This is a genomic window from Streptomyces sp. UNOC14_S4 (assembly GCF_020740835.1).
Lineage (GTDB): Bacteria > Actinomycetota > Actinomycetes > Streptomycetales > Streptomycetaceae > Streptomyces.
The window spans coordinates 20,353-35,458 of the sequence record NZ_JAINFC010000013.1; the positions used below are offsets into that span (position 1 = coordinate 20,353).

General features: G+C 60.4%; 28 protein-coding genes. All 28 read left to right on the plus strand.

Translation table 11 applies throughout. The features are described from left to right. The first annotated feature begins 97 nt into the window (after nucleotides 1-97). A complete protein-coding gene (locus K6I34_RS02485; protein ID WP_229322331.1) occupies nucleotides 98-460 on the plus strand; it encodes a hypothetical protein in 363 nt (120 codons plus the stop codon). Nucleotides 461-795: 335 nt separating this feature from the next. Continuing rightward, nucleotides 796-1,209: a hypothetical protein gene (locus K6I34_RS02490; RefSeq protein WP_229322332.1), complete on the plus strand. Its 414-nt coding sequence runs from the start codon at nucleotides 796-798 to the stop codon at nucleotides 1,207-1,209. Between the two features lie 467 nt (nucleotides 1,210-1,676). Continuing rightward, complete coding sequence (locus K6I34_RS02495) at nucleotides 1,677-1,832, plus strand: hypothetical protein (RefSeq protein WP_229322333.1); 156 nt, start codon at nucleotides 1,677-1,679, stop codon at nucleotides 1,830-1,832. A 432-nt stretch (nucleotides 1,833-2,264) separates the two neighbouring features. After that, nucleotides 2,265-2,915 (plus strand): hypothetical protein, encoded by a 651-nt coding sequence (locus tag K6I34_RS02500; protein WP_229322334.1) that lies wholly within the window; start codon nucleotides 2,265-2,267, stop codon nucleotides 2,913-2,915. Beyond that, nucleotides 2,916-3,206 carry a hypothetical protein gene (locus K6I34_RS02505; RefSeq protein WP_229322335.1) on the plus strand — a complete coding sequence of 97 codons (291 nt, stop codon included), beginning with the start codon at nucleotides 2,916-2,918 and terminating at the stop codon, nucleotides 3,204-3,206. Next, nucleotides 3,199-4,074, plus strand: a complete 876-nt coding sequence (locus K6I34_RS02510; RefSeq protein ID WP_229322336.1) for a hypothetical protein — start codon at nucleotides 3,199-3,201, stop codon at nucleotides 4,072-4,074. Before K6I34_RS02505 ends, K6I34_RS02510 begins: the two co-directional genes overlap by 8 nt. A gap of 143 nt (nucleotides 4,075-4,217) precedes the next feature. Continuing rightward, nucleotides 4,218-4,565 (plus strand): hypothetical protein, encoded by a 348-nt coding sequence (locus K6I34_RS02515; RefSeq protein WP_229322337.1) that lies wholly within the window; start codon nucleotides 4,218-4,220, stop codon nucleotides 4,563-4,565. Between the two features lie 45 nt (nucleotides 4,566-4,610). Continuing rightward, entirely contained in the window at nucleotides 4,611-5,078 is a 468-nt protein-coding gene (locus K6I34_RS02520) for a hypothetical protein (RefSeq protein ID WP_229322338.1), read from the plus strand. A gap of 108 nt (nucleotides 5,079-5,186) precedes the next feature. Continuing rightward, nucleotides 5,187-5,375, plus strand: coding sequence for a hypothetical protein (locus K6I34_RS02525; RefSeq protein WP_229322339.1), 189 nt, complete (start codon nucleotides 5,187-5,189; stop codon nucleotides 5,373-5,375). A gap of 34 nt (nucleotides 5,376-5,409) precedes the next feature. Next, nucleotides 5,410-5,694 carry a hypothetical protein gene (locus K6I34_RS02530; protein WP_229322340.1) on the plus strand — a complete coding sequence of 95 codons (285 nt, stop codon included), beginning with the start codon at nucleotides 5,410-5,412 and terminating at the stop codon, nucleotides 5,692-5,694. Between the two features lie 60 nt (nucleotides 5,695-5,754). After that, the gene (locus tag K6I34_RS02535) at nucleotides 5,755-6,903 is read left to right on the plus strand and encodes a hypothetical protein (RefSeq protein WP_229322341.1); all 1,149 of its coding nucleotides are present in this window, start codon (nucleotides 5,755-5,757) and stop codon (nucleotides 6,901-6,903) included. A gap of 159 nt (nucleotides 6,904-7,062) precedes the next feature. Continuing rightward, nucleotides 7,063-7,536 carry a hypothetical protein gene (locus K6I34_RS02540; protein ID WP_229322342.1) on the plus strand — a complete coding sequence of 158 codons (474 nt, stop codon included), beginning with the start codon at nucleotides 7,063-7,065 and terminating at the stop codon, nucleotides 7,534-7,536. Nucleotides 7,537-7,555: 19 nt separating this feature from the next. Continuing rightward, nucleotides 7,556-7,813, plus strand: a complete 258-nt coding sequence (locus K6I34_RS02545; RefSeq protein WP_229322343.1) for a hypothetical protein — start codon at nucleotides 7,556-7,558, stop codon at nucleotides 7,811-7,813. A gap of 65 nt (nucleotides 7,814-7,878) precedes the next feature. Then, nucleotides 7,879-8,277, plus strand: coding sequence for a hypothetical protein (locus K6I34_RS02550; protein WP_229322344.1), 399 nt, complete (start codon nucleotides 7,879-7,881; stop codon nucleotides 8,275-8,277). Continuing rightward, nucleotides 8,271-9,440, plus strand: a complete 1,170-nt coding sequence (locus K6I34_RS02555) for a hypothetical protein (RefSeq protein ID WP_229322345.1) — start codon at nucleotides 8,271-8,273, stop codon at nucleotides 9,438-9,440. Before K6I34_RS02550 ends, K6I34_RS02555 begins: the two co-directional genes overlap by 7 nt. Nucleotides 9,441-9,629: 189 nt before the next feature. Then, a complete protein-coding gene (locus K6I34_RS02560) occupies nucleotides 9,630-9,962 on the plus strand; it encodes an Lsr2 family protein (RefSeq protein WP_229322346.1) in 333 nt (110 codons plus the stop codon). An 81-nt stretch (nucleotides 9,963-10,043) separates the two neighbouring features. Then, a complete protein-coding gene (locus K6I34_RS02565) occupies nucleotides 10,044-10,463 on the plus strand; it encodes a hypothetical protein (RefSeq protein WP_229322347.1) in 420 nt (139 codons plus the stop codon). Beyond that, nucleotides 10,456-10,716 carry a hypothetical protein gene (locus K6I34_RS02570; RefSeq protein ID WP_229322348.1) on the plus strand — a complete coding sequence of 87 codons (261 nt, stop codon included), beginning with the start codon at nucleotides 10,456-10,458 and terminating at the stop codon, nucleotides 10,714-10,716. Before K6I34_RS02565 ends, K6I34_RS02570 begins: the two co-directional genes overlap by 8 nt. Before the next feature lie 44 nt (nucleotides 10,717-10,760). Continuing rightward, nucleotides 10,761-10,940: a hypothetical protein gene (locus K6I34_RS02575; protein ID WP_229322349.1), complete on the plus strand. Its 180-nt coding sequence runs from the start codon at nucleotides 10,761-10,763 to the stop codon at nucleotides 10,938-10,940. 202 nt (nucleotides 10,941-11,142) lie between these two features. After that, complete coding sequence (locus K6I34_RS02580) at nucleotides 11,143-11,388, plus strand: hypothetical protein (RefSeq protein ID WP_229322350.1); 246 nt, start codon at nucleotides 11,143-11,145, stop codon at nucleotides 11,386-11,388. Further along, entirely contained in the window at nucleotides 11,385-11,642 is a 258-nt protein-coding gene (locus tag K6I34_RS02585) for a hypothetical protein (protein ID WP_229322351.1), read from the plus strand. Before K6I34_RS02580 ends, K6I34_RS02585 begins: the two co-directional genes overlap by 4 nt. Beyond that, complete coding sequence (locus tag K6I34_RS02590; protein WP_229322352.1) at nucleotides 11,639-12,202, plus strand: recombinase family protein; 564 nt, start codon at nucleotides 11,639-11,641, stop codon at nucleotides 12,200-12,202. Before K6I34_RS02585 ends, K6I34_RS02590 begins: the two co-directional genes overlap by 4 nt. Nucleotides 12,203-12,211: 9 nt before the next feature. Further along, complete coding sequence (locus tag K6I34_RS02595; protein WP_229322353.1) at nucleotides 12,212-12,481, plus strand: hypothetical protein; 270 nt, start codon at nucleotides 12,212-12,214, stop codon at nucleotides 12,479-12,481. Nucleotides 12,482-12,751: 270 nt separating this feature from the next. Beyond that, a complete protein-coding gene (locus K6I34_RS02600) occupies nucleotides 12,752-12,979 on the plus strand; it encodes a hypothetical protein (protein WP_229322354.1) in 228 nt (75 codons plus the stop codon). 254 nt (nucleotides 12,980-13,233) lie between these two features. After that, nucleotides 13,234-13,566, plus strand: coding sequence for a hypothetical protein (locus K6I34_RS02605; RefSeq protein ID WP_229322355.1), 333 nt, complete (start codon nucleotides 13,234-13,236; stop codon nucleotides 13,564-13,566). A gap of 34 nt (nucleotides 13,567-13,600) precedes the next feature. Beyond that, nucleotides 13,601-13,807, plus strand: a complete 207-nt coding sequence (locus K6I34_RS02610) for a hypothetical protein (protein WP_229322356.1) — start codon at nucleotides 13,601-13,603, stop codon at nucleotides 13,805-13,807. Nucleotides 13,808-13,838: 31 nt separating this feature from the next. Next, nucleotides 13,839-14,381 carry a recombinase family protein gene (locus K6I34_RS02615; RefSeq protein WP_229322357.1) on the plus strand — a complete coding sequence of 181 codons (543 nt, stop codon included), beginning with the start codon at nucleotides 13,839-13,841 and terminating at the stop codon, nucleotides 14,379-14,381. Next, complete coding sequence (locus K6I34_RS02620; protein WP_229322358.1) at nucleotides 14,378-14,941, plus strand: recombinase family protein; 564 nt, start codon at nucleotides 14,378-14,380, stop codon at nucleotides 14,939-14,941. Before K6I34_RS02615 ends, K6I34_RS02620 begins: the two co-directional genes overlap by 4 nt. Nucleotides 14,942-15,106 lie beyond the last annotated feature (165 nt).

Here is a 15,106-nt window from a genome sequence, read left to right on the forward strand (position 1 = left end):
TCTCTTGCGACGCTCGCTGTGATGAACACGCGGGTGAGCCAGATCCGAGCGTGACGATTCGACCGATCGCGGACAGAAAGAAGGAGGGTAGCGAGTAATGAATGACGTCAAGTCTCAGTTATCCAGGGTCGACTGGCCGTCCGATGTCGCCCAAGTAGTGGTGAACATGATCGGCTATACGGAGACACTCTCGACTCAGTATGGGTACGACTCCCCTGTTCCTCGCGATGCGGCTATGTCACTGCTCCGCGGGCTGAGATCTCTTCTCGTGTGGGGTGGCCGTTTGGTTCCAGATGGCTACAACAGCCTTGGTATTGCTGGGGTGACCGGCAGGATGACCTACGGCGTTCTTCCGCACTACCTCCGGGTGCCTGAGGGTGTTCCGCTGAACCTCTACAGGTCTCTTGATGGGGAGTTGGAGCAGCCCTTGCGCCCCGTGACGTGGTCTTTTCACTCATAAGCAGTTCCACCAGGAGAGGAAGCAGGATGCGAGGCATCAAGCAAGCAGGTAGGTGGAAGGTAGTAGCCGCTCGACGCGAGCCGTTTCCGGATCGACGGCGTGACAGGTTCCCGCGTGGCCGTTACGAGGGTGTCTTCCTCGGTAACGATGGCGAAGACTGGATGGTCGGGCGCATGTTCACCGGTGCCAGCATGACGGACGGATTCGATCCGGAGACAGGTGATTGGTGGAGATCGGCCTACTACGACTCGCCTTCCCAGGAGGCTACTGCTAAGCGCGACGCCGCCATTGCGCGGTACTTTGAGCGCGCCAGCGAGATTGGTCTGGGAGATGGCATGTTCCAGCAGCGGACCAACGAAGCCGTCGACCGGCACCTGGCCCAGTTGGTGGACGTGAGCAAGGTGTACGACCTGGCTGCGGGGTGGGACGAGGTGGATCCCGCCCCAGGGTCGAACGCTCTCCGCAGCCGCTACTTCCTTCAGTCAGCCAGAACAGCGAAGTACTGCCTCCTTGGTGAGCTGCGGAGGACCAGGAGCTCCTGCGGTATCGATCTGACGCCTGTCGGCTTCGGGGTGAGCGTGCACGAGGCGTACGAGCTGGTGATCAACGCGACCGGGCCGATCGCTTTCACCATGGGCCGTTTTCGGTACTACCTCACGTACCAGGGCACCTACCACAACGACGCCCGGACCACGCCCAGCGAACAGGCCCGACGTCGCCCGCACCCTGACCTGGACAGGGACTACTGATCCGTTCGTTCCTCAGCTTGATACGGCCTCAAGCCCGGCCTCCGCGTGTGGAGGCCGGGCTTCTATGTGCACAGCTCCCTACTCCGCCCAGCACATATTCGTCAGGCGACAGACATGCCCTGTGTGCAAGCAGGTGCTGTGGCATGAGTAGTTATCCAGAGCCCATCCACGTGGATATGAAAGGGCACTTTCCCATGCTCAGCAAGGAAACCGCGTTCCGTCTCGCCACCGCCCGTGTCCGAGAGGACTGGGACCACTCCAGAACTATGAACCCTGACCCATGGCATGGGCGCGGGGCCGGGCGCCCTAACGCTTCGATCGCTCGCGCTCTGGTCAGCAGAGCTCTGCGTGATGCCGGGATGAGAAGCACTGCCCTGGACCGGTACAGGCCCGAGCACGGACGCTTGCACGGCTTCCTGGTCACTGGCGATGAAAGAGCCGTCCGGGTCACCATGCATCCGCGCCCTATGACCATCGACGAACAGATCAAGATCTCACGCGCCGTCGTCTACAACGGTCCGGTGACGTCCTGGAAAGTCACCTGGGGCTTGCACCACGAACAACGCGCCGTGATAGTCCGCCCTGGGACCTTCGACTGCGTGGTGCGACCACGGTTCCGTTGACGGCAGAGCCGGTGTCAGTAGTGCTCCCCGAGCAATGTGACCGCCGTGGTGGCTATCTAACTGCCGCCTGCGGAAAACACCACGTCACACACGACATGGATGCTCGTCATCACTCACAGGCGTACGTGATACAGATGGCCGTCTGGACGCTGGAGCGCGACGCTGAGGTCCTCAAGTACCCCAATGGTTTGGTGAGGATGGCTGACCCCAAGGGCATCTATGACTGGTTCTATTGGCCTGCACCGGATTTTTACGCAAAGCAGAAGTGCGCACAGTGCAGCCACTTCCGCTCCGAGCACGGCCGGTACCTCCATGACGACTTGTGTGCTGCGTTTCAGCCTGGCGTATGGAATCAACGATGGGCTAGGCGTTAGGTACGACTCTCAGCCCGGCCTCCGCGTGTGGAGGTCGGGCTTCTTCATGCCCGTATACATGCAGAAGGAGAAGCTCGTGGGGTTCCAGTGTGATCCCGAGTTCCAGTGGTTTGAGCAGTCGCCCAAGGTGGAGGTGCAGAGGCGGGTGCTGCTGGCTCTCGATGCCGTCAGCAAGGCCCGGGCCTGCGATCTTCACAGGACCCTCGACATCGTTGGCCACCCTGACTCGATCACCCGGCTGAACGACGCTTGCCAGGCGCTCATAGAGCGCGGCTTGGTCCAGGGCGATGTCCTCGACGACGAACGATGCAGCTCAGGGGAAATCTGGCTTACCGAGGAGGGCCGGGCGGAAGCCCGGTTCATCCGTAACGAGTGGGCACAGTACCGGCTCTGGGAGTCGGATGCGAACGGCGTCAAGTATCCGGAGGCGGAGAAGCTCAACCTTCAGTACGCCGAGAACTACCGGCAGATCGTCTTCTACTTCCACGACCTGGTGTTCTTCTATTCCGAGGCGCATTACTTCGCCTGCTGGACGAGAGGTGAGCCGCTGATCAAGCTCTACCACCCCAATGGCTGGGTCGCCGATCTGATCTCCTTCCCTCTGGACCACACACCTGCCGAGGATGAAGTCATCACCACGGCAGGTCTGTTCGCCCCAGTGGCCACGATTCTCTACAAGGACTCTGTCTACCCACGAGAGGACATCTGAATGGAATTCCCTGGCGGCCTCGTACTGAAGGTTCATGTCGAGTCCCACGGTAGCTGGTTCGGAGTGTGGCGCGGCGGCGAGTACATCAACATCTACGCGAATGAGGCTGATGCGAAGATTGACGCGCTCAGCGGCAACGCCCAGGGATGTGTGCACTGCATCAACACTACTGGCGACGACTTCGGGCATGACTTGGAGGAGTATATGCGTAACGAAGTCGAATCGTGGGCCGAAGAGTGGGGCGACGATTACTGCGCCCAGGGCCCGGAGAGGGAGGAGAACCTTGACTGATATCTATGAGACCAGCGAGCAGCGTGCGGGGCGTCTTGGCATGGAGATTTGGCTGAGCCTGCTCCCCCACGTCGATCAGCCGGTGCCGTTGGAGCGTCGAAGTGCCGAGGATGCTCCCGCGGCTGAGTACCGGCTGACTGAGGTGACCGACACCGCGCAATTGCGTTCCGGGGATCTGATCGTCCTGTACAACCCCATACACAAACGCGAGAGCCAGCGCATCATAGGTCGTGGTTCTGCACGAGAAGCTGTACAGGTTCGGAACTCCGCAGTGTGCCGCGTTGAGTCAGTGTCCCCCAAGACCATCCGTGTACACAGGTTCATTCACATCCCCCTAGGAGGATGGGGATCGTGTGACCCTGACAAAGTCGGGCTACCTAAGGATTACGACGAACACATCCGTGTGGCCATCGGCTCGCAGCAGAAGATGATCGCACGTCTGGGCCACGTCGACGACTTCGTTGCAGGCTTCAAAGCTCACCCCGAGTTCAGCGCGTGGCGTGACGCTTACGTGGCTGTCATGACAGAGCAGGATGTTGTCCGTGCCGCCAATCGTGCCCGCATGGAGGAGCGGGACCGGCGGCGGCAGCCTCTACTCGACGCCGCCGATGGGCTGAACTCGATCTTGGGTGACAGGGTGGTTGGCCTTGAAAGCTTCGGTCTTGGGCTCGACGAAATTGGGAACGTTGAGTTCCCAGTCAAGTGGTTCGGAGAGGGAAACCGGCTTGTGATCTACCTGGCTGGGCTGCACGCCGTTGGCGAGATCGATGCCTCCGTGTATGCCGAAGGGATCGGATATCTGCGCGCCCTGGGGTTGTGTGATGCCGATGCGTCCGGCGATGGCATCCACGAGGCGGAGGGCGCGTGACCAGCGCAGAGAACCCCATCGCCAGCGACGGCCTCACCGCGGAGCAGTTCTTGGCCAAGCTGTTTGCCGTCCGAGTACTGCGCCCAGTGCGGCGGCGTCGAGCACCACGAGGCTGAGCACGACCGTCTGAGGAGGATGCAGCAATGAGCCACCACTACCACGTCGGTTGCAACATGATCGGCCAAGAGCCGGAGGTCGAGGACATTCAGTGCGCGGAGGACGAGGACGCCGCCGTGCTGGCACTCGAAGCGCTACTCGGTGACCAGATGGACAAGTGGGCCGAGCGCTGCCCCTACTTTGGCACCGACGAACTGTGGGCTGAGTGCTCCTGTGCCTGGTGCAAACTCGCCTTGCGTATCGAGCGGTACAGCGACGACATCAGGGACGATACCGTCGGCCACAGCCTGCGCGAGCACGGAACGGTGAGTGAGACCTTCTACCTCATGGAGTTCTGGATCAAGCGTGAGGAAGGCGCTGGCTATGCCGCATAGGTACGACGACCAGCACCAGGACGTCTGCGCATGGGGAGGAATCGGATGTATGTCGTGAAGGGCAAGACGTGGGTAGTTTGTCAGCCCGACGGGTCGGCCATCAGGGAAACAGCCACTGACAAAGTCTTCCACTCCGGAGTCGAAATGCTTCTTTGGGCTATTCGAAGCGGAGAGATCAGACTCCACCTCCTGCGCGGCGGCGGATACCGAACGACTCGGGTGATAGAGGTTCACCTCATTCACCTTCCTGGAGATTCTGATTGGCAGGTGTTGCATTCCACCTTCTACTCCCTCCACAAGTACGAGTGGACCATTGAGCACTGGCGTGCGATGTACGCCGCGCAGCAGCGCGTGAAAGAGCTGTGGCACTACATCTCCGAAGTTGAGCCAGAGTGGCGTGACAAGGAGGAGGTCCACTACATGGACAGCAGCGTTGCCGTGATTCAGGTCGACAAGTACGGCCATGGGCGTCGCGTGATGCTGGAGTACCCGAGCGGAGACGCCTGTTACTAGTCCTGCGCCAGCCCTGTGCCCCCTGACTCCAAATTAGGTTAGGGGGCACAGTCGTTTTTGCGCACAACACTGGACCTAAAACCGGCCCTGCACGATCAAGGAGCATTCATGGGACCGCTCGAACTCAGGAATCTCATCTGTAACGGACTGAATCGGCACCGCGGAGACAAATATCAGCAGATTCTCGATCTGGAGAAAGTCTCGCCGGTTCCCGGGGAGCCCGTGGCACTCAAGGCAGTGTGCCCTGACCATAACGGCGAACTCCGCACATTCTGGATCGAGATCATCGAAGAGTAGACATCTAGTCGATCAGGAAGAACTTGGAGGTCTGATGATCAGCCCCAGTGAGCTGCCGCAGTACAGTGCCTTGTTCCACCTCAAGCCGTTCGCTGATTGTTTTGCTGTCGACCTGGATAGCCCTGGTACAGGCTCCTGCATCGGCTTTGTGATCCAGGGGTCCAATAACCACTGGATAGCCAGGGCCAAGAAGGGGATGGAACTCGGGACGGCGGCCACTCCGGAACGCGCCATGTGGCTGGTGATCCGGCACTTCGTAAACACAGCACCTTGGCTATCTGAAGAGGCTCTAACCCGCTCGCAAGGGAAAGAGAACTGACGAACACCACCATATCCCACAAGCCATTCCGGTTCCTGAACTTAAGGGGCCGGTTTTTTCATGCCCGAACATCTGAAGGAGGACCGAATGTCGAAATATACGGTGGACCTCAGCAAGACGGAGCGTGCATTCTTCGTAGTCGGCCAGGACGATCCGGACAGCGACATCATCTGGCATGTCGAGGACGCTCCCACAGATCCCTCTGTGGCTCAGGAACGCTTCGACGCGCTTTGGAACGAGGCGCAGGATGCCTTCGGAGTTGTGACATCGCTCCACGCCATTAGTCACGCAAACGCCGCGGGCATAGCCCGGCGCGACCGCGTCCTGGACCTGCACTCGCACTACATGCGCACCCGCAATGGCGGCATACCCGAGCGCATCACCGTGGACGCCGCACTGCGCGAAATCCTCCGCGCCCAGACCCAGGTGACTCATCGGGGGCAAGCTCAGTCCCAGGGCCTGGTCGATGGCGAGCCGATCGAAGTGACCGGGATCAATCAGCATGTCCGTATCGACTACCGCGACGTACGCGGCACCGTAGAGCTGCGCCCGGCCACCAAGGCCGAGACCGACATGGACATCAAACCTGAGGACGAGCGCTATGCCCCCGGTGACCATGTCCTCGTACGGAGCACCTTCTACCTTCATGAGGACCGTCGCACGTACGTCCTCGACGAGTATGAGGGCACGGTGGTGAACTGGTGTGCCGGGCACTACAAGGTACGTGCCGTGCATGCCGGTGAGCACGGCGAGGGGGGCGTGCGGCAGTGCCGCGTTGATGAGCTGCGCCCGGTCCCACCGGCGGCTGAAGACGTAGTCGACGTTCCGCACGCCTTGTACGTGAACGGGGAGCGCAGACGCGAGGATGTGAGCGCCGAGCAGATCCGCCGCATCGTCGGCAACCTCCGCTTCAAGCGCGTCGCATTCCGCCAGGACCCCGCAGACCACGCCATCGTGGTGGAGAACCGCCGCTACGTGCCGCAGAGCCCCGCCACCAACAGCGTCGAGATCCGGGAAGGCGTCACATACGAGATGTACCGGGGGCACGTCCTGGATACGGCGACCCTCATGGGCACTGGCGTGACTGCCGACGACGTACGCAAGGCGATAGCGATTGGCATACGTCGACACGCCACCGTGTGTAACGCTGACGGCACGATTCAGGTGGGTGGTACCTGGTTCGTTCCGGAGGGCGGCTCGCAGCGGTAGCTCGCTCCGCCAAGCCGGTGGTCGCCTCGCTGGTGCCGCGCCGTCTCAAAGCATCCGCTGAGTCCCGGGGACGTCGTCAATCACACAGGTTGGTGACGTTCCCGGGGCTCGGCTTGGGTACGACTCCCGACTAGGATCTACTGGAGATATTGCCGTGAAATGCGCGAGAGGTCCTTAATGTCTGGAAGGGTCGAATGGTTCCGACCGGAGTACGAGGGTCGTTGGAGCGAGCTCGTGCCCACGAAAGAAGTTTTGGCCCTAACAGGCCTTACGAGCTCCAGGTTCTCCACCTGGCGACGCCGCCAGCCTGAGGAACCGAAACCGGTTTGCAAGAAGTACGCGGGGAAGGGCGAAGGCGCCCAGTTCTATTACGTGAGGGCCGAGCTTGAAGGGCTGCTTTCCGATCCCCCAAGCATCACCCGGGCGCGGTACGAAGAGATTGTCCAAAGAATGGATGCCCGTCTAAAGGAAATCCGATGGCTGGAGGAGCAGGAGAGAAAACTCAGCGACTCGCTCAAGGAATTCCGCCAGAAGAAGGCTAGACTCAAGAGCCTTCAAACACACGATCAACCCATCCGAGATAGATATGAGAAGGAAAATCCGAAGCCGCTGGAGGGGGCCTGTAGTGAATGACATGAGTAACCACGACTCAGTGACGGACTCGATCGTTCGCCAGAATGAGATGATTCGCAAGGCCCAGGAGTTCAGTAAGCGAAATGGATTTGAGTCCTACCGTATCCATGACGGCAAGCACACGGCAGGCGACGTACACAACATCGCAGGGCAATGGGCATATGACGGTTACGGTCACTGCGTTGAGTTCGACAATGACACCGGCTGCATGACCATCACCCCATCCGACGGCCATCCCAAGCTCGTGTTCAGAGGCCGGAAGAGTCCTGCCCGCTGAGTGTCTCGACAGATACGACATCCGGCCCGACCCGCTGAGGCGCGCGTACAGGAAGGTAACTCCGCATGGAGCATCTCGAAGCAATTGAGGAACCGGCGGAATCAGCTATCGCCTTCCGGTCCGCGCCTCGCATCGCCTTTGTGGATAAGCGATGGTACAGGGAGACAGGACGAGACTTCCCATCAGGCGAAATGATCGGAATTGACTGGGAAGCGGTCCAAAGCGGGCCGATCCGCGCGGTCTGGACCATATACCAAGACGGAATTCAGCGAGGCAGCCTGGAGGGCCCACAGGAGTACGGAGGCAGTTGGTACGCCTGCATTACTGAGGCTGCGCAACGGAGCGACCACAAATACCCGGCCTACATCATCTCAATTGCACTCGGAGAAAACTTCGAGGACCGGGTGGCAGCTGCAAAAGCTGTCCAGGAGTGGTGGCTGAGTAATGAGGAGCGAGCGTGGTGAACCCCGTGCCCGTCCCGGGCAAGCCGCCCACGGTCACCGCTGTGATCGCCTTTCTCAAGGCCGCCGGTTTTCAGCACTCCCGCTACACCGAGTCCATGAGCCGTGGCGCTGGCAGTGGCGCATTCGTCCGCCGCTCCGGCTTCGGCCGAGTCGCCGTGTTCTGGAATGAAGGTGATGGCCAGTTCTTCCACCGCATGGCCCAGCTTGGCATCACAGACGCGAGGGGCATGCCCAGGGACCCCCAAGCTGCCGTCCGTGCTCAGGACTACGCTGAAGCGCTCGCCTCTCGCTACACCGTCGAGGTGTCTGGCACCTGGGTATTCGTCAGCGCCCGTGAGGAGCTGCCTGCACGGCCGCCGAGGATTCCCAAGGCCATGATCGTACGCAAAGCACTTGTGGCAGCCAGAGTCATCGAGGACGTGGGTCAGAGCTCAAAAGTGTCCGTCGTTGACCAGCCAGACCACACCCGTGTTGCTGTCGGAGACGACGTCACTCTCCCCGCTGTCGTTGCCTCGCTGACTGCCGAGGGATGGATCTTCGAGCAGTTCAAGACTGTCGAGCACTTTGGCATCAAGATCACCGGCTCTGCGCCCGATCGTCGTGCCCGCCTGCGCAAGCTTCGTGCTGTTCAGGCCGCCAATGAGTGCCCCTCCGAACCTGTCCCTGCGCCTACGAAGGCTGAGACCTCCGAGGATTCCACCGTCATCTACAACGGCCTTCAAGACGGGCACGTCGAGGTCGGCAGTGGAGGAGCTCCCATCTACCCTCCGGCCACCGCTCGGACATTGGTCGAGCAGTCATCCGAGGATCAGGCCGCCCCCGCGGAGGAGGCCCCAGCCGTTCCTGATGTCCCCCTGGACCAGGAGCAGCCCCTGGAGCGCCTGTACAGCGGCGGCACCTTGTACGCGCCTGGCGTGCGTGTCACTTACCGCGCTCGTGATGGGTTCTGGCTGCACGGCGTAGTGCAGGACGTGTTCGCCACTGCGCACGAGCGCAAGCCCGCGGTGCGCATCATGGTTGACACTCGGCAAGTCGCTCCGCCACGCCGCCCCCAGCGCTTCATGTCCGATCGCCCTGGCAAGCGCCGCTCCGACACTTCCACCGGCGTGCTGACTGTCGCCCTCGACGACAAGAACCTCAGCCTGGAGCGCACCGAGCAGTAAGCCCTCCTCTCGGAGAACCGGCACCCAACTGGGCTGCTGACGATGCGGGCTGTAAGAGAGGGGGGCTTCGCTTCCTTGCCCATGGTGCGGCCGGTACTACCCCCATGGGTACGAAATTCTTTTTTCCGCCGAGTAGCGGACCGTCGGCTGCTATTCTCCCGTCAATCCACCACTACAGGAGTATTTTTCATGGCACAGCAGGTCCAAGTCCTCCTCGTCGATGACCTCAATGGTAAGGAGGCGGACGAGACCGTCGTCTTCGCGCTCGACGGCAAGTCCTACGAGATCGACCTCACCACAGCGAACGCGGACAAGCTGCGCGGGGCCCTCGCGGACTTCGTGAAGTCGGCCCGCAAGACCGGGCGCACTGCGGGCGGACGGCCGAAGCAGGTTCGGGTGGCAAGCGGCAGCCAGGACACCGCGAAGATCCGTGCTTGGGCGAAGAAGAACGGCTACAGCGTCAACGACCGTGGCCGTGTCCCTGCCGACATCCGTGAGGCGTACGAGAAGGCCAACGGCTGACCGCGCAGAAGCAGCAACCAGTCGCAGGGAGTCTGCTCAGCACCATGGGCAGGCTCCCTGTCGCGTAGAGGGAGGGGAACCATGAAGGTACGACAGGATCTTGACGACATAGAGTCGGATGATGAGAAAGACTACTCCCACGCGCCTGTAGCTGACCCCGAAACATGGCGCGTGCGCCTCGTAGAGGACCGCTGTACGACATGTGTCTTCCGCGCTGGGAACCTGATGAATCTCAGTCCAGGGCGCGTCAAACAGATGCTGGAAGACTGCCAGAAAAACCAGGGGCACATCGTGTGCCACCAAACCCTGGAAGGGTACGGCAAAGGTCTTCCAGGAGGGATCTGTAGAGGCTTCGAGCAGCATCCGCAAGCAGTTGACTCTGCTGCCATCCGGTACCTGCGGGAGACTGGCCGGGTCACCTTGGTGAACACTGAAACCGGCGAGCTCACGGACATGGACTACCGGCTGTGGAAGAAGGGCCAGCAGGAAACTGATGAGTGAGTACCCCGAGCACGACAAGCTCCGTGCAGTGAATGGCGTATCCGAGGATATCTATCGCTTCCTGTCGTGGATGGATGACAAGACAGAATTCCGGCTCTGCCGGGAAGTTGTCCTGGACGACCCAGACATGGATGACCCCACCGTGTTCTTGGAAGCAGGTGGAGAGGACTTGAAGAAGCTGCTCGCCCAGTACTTCGCCATCGACCTGGAGGAGCTGGACGCCGAGAAGCAGCAGATGATCGAAGAGCTATGACAAATGCCATGTCCGATCTAAAGCGTATGCCTGGGAGGGGAACCATGAGCGAAAGCAAGCCTGAGACAGCCGAAATGACCGCTGCCAACGGGCACCTGATGGTGTACCAGATCACCGGATGGGATGAGGACGGCTACCCCCGCTACTCGCAGTGGGACGCTGAGCACAGCCCCAACTGCCGCTGCATTGGCAGTGAGGATGCCGAGCCGCTCCACGACTGGTGAGATTTACCTGCGGGATAGAAAATCCGCCAGTAGGTACAACCACACTCCACCCCTCTCTATCGATAGAGGGGGCTTTCGCGCGAGAGGAGCATCAAAAGTTCCCAAGTTTGGGATTTTCTCAGAAGAGGGTTGTCGGATCTCGACCGACCTGTCCGCTCGTCCGAGGCACTGAAAACTTCCCAGCCGTAGTTGAGGAGTTGAAATGAGTGAGCACAAGGACTACGAAGTCGTCACAGTCGAGAACGTTACGGACGAGATCCTGGAGATGGTCCAGGGAATCGTCGAAGGATGGTACAACGAGGGTCCGATCGACTGGGGAGATGTCTGGGACCGTCTGGAAAAGTACCGCCTGGACGACGGCCGCGGTATCGACATGGGAGGGGACATGAGCTCCCCCGCGATGCAGAAAATCAAGCGCGAAATCCGCAAGCGGAGAGCACAGGGATGAGCGAAGGCAATCAACTGAAGGAAAAAGTCCTGACATTGCTGGGAGGCGCAGGAGAGCGAGGGCTGACGTACATCGATCTCGCCAATCATGTCGTGTCCCTGCAATTCATGGACTCTGAATTTCGAGTGACACCGGAAGAGCTCGAAACGGTTCTAGGGGAACTCAGGGACCAGAACGCGGTTGAGACAGTGATCAGGCCATACGGGACCCAGAAGCCCCGTACCTTCTACCGACTCCCGGAAGGAGAGAAGTGACCGAGAAGAAGCGCATTGCGATCTACGTCAAGTTGCCCGTAACCGAGGATGCTGGGACGTCCTTCATAGCACAGCAGAAGGCGTGCCGTGCCTGGGCAGAAGACAACGGGTACGTAGTCGAGAAGGTTTACTCAGAGCTTCCGGAGCCGGAAGCCCACGTGCGTCTCCTGGATCTGATCCGCTCCAAGAAGCATGGCGTTCTCGTTGCAGCAGAGCGCAACATCTATGGAGAGTCCGACGAGGACCAGCGTGAAGTCAACGACGCTGCTTCCCGGTCAGGTGTGCTCCTGTACGAGGCCAAGACCGGAATCGAGTGGACCAGCTTCACTCTGGCTGGCGAAATGATCAGCCGGGATCTTCGCGACAAGGAGACGGCCCGCCTGCGCTTCATCGCGGAGAAGATGGGGATCAAGCAAGCATGGCTCGACCTCTCTTTCCCTGAGTACGCCTACCTCCATGAGCTCTTGAGCGGGCAAGCCGAGCAGGGCAGCCCCGACGCGACAAGCATCCTTCAGAAGCTTCGGGATGCTGTCTACCAGCCGGACGTCTTCGAAGAGTAAGGGTGCTAGGTGCTGGAGAAGAAGTCAGTAGTCAAGGTGAAGCGCCTGGAATGGACTCTCGACGAGACGTTTCCGAAGGGCGAGAAGTGGCACGGTTCGATCGACGGAAAGCACCTGACTACCGTCACGCGCCTCACCCCACCGTCCAAGGGTGACACTTTCTACTCTCTCCTTCTTGGATCGCTAAGCTCCGACTACGTCGAGTGCGCCAGCGTGGAAGCAGGGAAGCGCGCAGCACAGGCAGCTCTGACGAAGGCGGTCAAGTCACTTCTCGCCTGAAAAAATACATCTGTACCCCGCCCCTCTCCATCGATAGAGAGGGGCTTTCGCATGAGAGGAGCATCAAAGAGTGTCCGAGTACGGGATTTTTACGGATGAGGGTTGCATCGAGAGGGATTTCTACGATCCCATCACAGCAGCCCGCGAGTGCGCCTAGTATATCGAGCGAGGCGAACTCGACGTTGTCTCCCGGGAGTTGTGCCCGGATCACGAAGAGCAGCCGAAGGGAGACTGCGAGGAGTGCCTGGCTGAAGAGTCAGAGGAGGACGGATGAACAGCAGTCGCAAGGTCTACTGGGTTGACTGGAGCGACCAGGCATACCCTGCAATCCGGCACAAGGACGATGCAGGGTACGACGACGAATTCCTCAAGACCCTTGCAGAGGCGAAGCAGGAGATCATCGAGCACTTCCAGTATCACGTAGACCATGCGCGAGCCATGATCCGGGAAACGCGCGCCCTTCGTGTCGCCGACATCAAGCCTGGAGGCACCGAATGAGCCCGGTGCACACGGACCGCCACACGCTACGTCGCGCCAAGAATGGCTTCGGCTACGAAACCAAGGACGGCCGCTACAGGGTCTACCCTGCCTTCTCGCCCAGCCTGTGGGGAGGCAGCGTCTCCCGCCCTTCGTACTGGCTTGTTGAGGATCAGCGCGGCGAGTACGAACTGACTCAGCGACTCCACCTCGCAGACATCCGTGACCTCTTGAAAGCGCGAGCAGAAAAAGTCTAAGACTGAGGAGGCCGCCCCATGGCTGACAAAAGCGAGAAAGTGTACGAGTCCACTATCAGCAAGGCGTGGGAGTGCGATCGGGATGATGGCAGCGACAAGCTGATCTGCTTCATGTTGGACGACGTATCCAACAGGGCTTTCTGGGGGCAGAGTGACTGGCTGCCTCTCCTGCAAGAAGCAATCAGCCTTCGGACCCGCGTGCGGGTGAGCTACAGCATTCCTGAGCCCGTCTCATGCGGCGACCCTTTCTGTGGTGACGGGTGCTGTGACGACCCCGAGTGCACCAACTTCCCAGAGAACGAAAGGGAGAGCCCCTTCCTGGTGCGCTGTGACGACATCATGTGGCTCTGAAAGCCTGAAACGGGAAGGTGAAGTGAGCGAATCAATGGATACGGCCAAGGCTCGCGATCTGGTTTGTGGTGACATCATCTGGCTCACCGACGGCCGCCGCGTTGAGATCATGGGTGATCCGGTCCACCACGCAGATGGAGAAGTCGTGGTGGAGCTATGGGAGCTCGGCACCAACCACGAGAACTTCGGCACCGTTCTCAAGCAGACCGACTCCTACATCTACGAGCGAGGTCATGGATGATCCGGCCCGCCATACGGAAGGAGACTGAAGAGTGAATGAGAAGAAGCGTGTGGCCGTGTACACCCGGGGTGCCTCATCGCTAGGGAGCCAGCGCGCCATGTGCGAAAAGTGGGCAGCGAAGCGTGGCCTGAAGGTTGTTAGGACCTTCGAGTCGACGAGCACCCAGGATCAGTTCCCCGATCTACTCAATGCCATCTCCAGCGGCCAGTTCGATGTGCTTGTGGCGACCGAGCCCAGGAGGTACAACCTTCGGGCCACCGCACTGAAGACGCTGCTAGAAACTGCCAAGAAGCACGGCGTGGAAGTTCACGCTGTAGAAGAGCCTCAGCTCCTCGCACAGTCTGACGCACTCGACGCCTTGGAGGAACTCCAAATCGCGGAGACCTCGGAGATCATGACTCGGCCCCGCACCCCCAAGGAGGAGACCTTCAGCATCCACCTCCCCGATGGCCGCAACGTGGAGGTGAATCTAGGGGAAGGACCTCTCAGCGCTGAAGATGTGGAGGAGATCATGCGCCAGGTGACCGAGCACCTGCTCGACCGCTTCGAGGAAGGGACAGAGGACAACCAGTGACAGACAAGAAACGCGTAGCCGTCTACTACAAGGCAAGTGGCCCCGAGCAGTGGTCGATCGGTAAAAGTTCAGGTGTCCAGATCGCCCGGTGCCAGCAGTGGGCTGACGCTAACGGAATGTCGATCGTCGGGACGTTGAGCAACTCGGAGCGTCCGGCCATCGAAGTCTTGAAAGAAGCCATCCGATCTGGGGATTACGAGGCCCTCATCGCGTACAAGCCAGAGACGTACGACCGCGACTTCAACCGGTTGACCGACCTCATCGCCTTCGCCCGAGAGCGCGGCGTGCGGATCTACGAGGCCAAGCATGGTGTGGAGCTGACCTCTGATCTCAGCTTCCTCCAGTCTCAGCAGCTGCCGAATTTCGCGCCGCTCGAAACGCTGCGTCGGCGTGCGGAGTTTGAGGAGCTCGCTCGGTGCGGCAAGGTGCTCGTCGAGATGGAGCTACCCAAGGAGCTCCTGGACGCCATTCCTGGAGCCCTGAAGGAGCTGGGGGACGGCCCTGCGACGGAGGTCCTTCAGGCCGTACTCGACGGAGTCGTGACACCTGACGAGGTCTGAGCGCGCGCCGTCCTGACCAGCCCTAGGTACGACGAAGGCCCCTCTGATCCGCCATCTCTGGTGGGTCGTGGAGGGGCCTCAGTGTTGCTAGCGGCGTTTCCGCAGGTCAGGACGTCAGCACTGCTTGGAACTTGAAGGTCGCTTGGTGTTGCCAGCCCCGAGGCG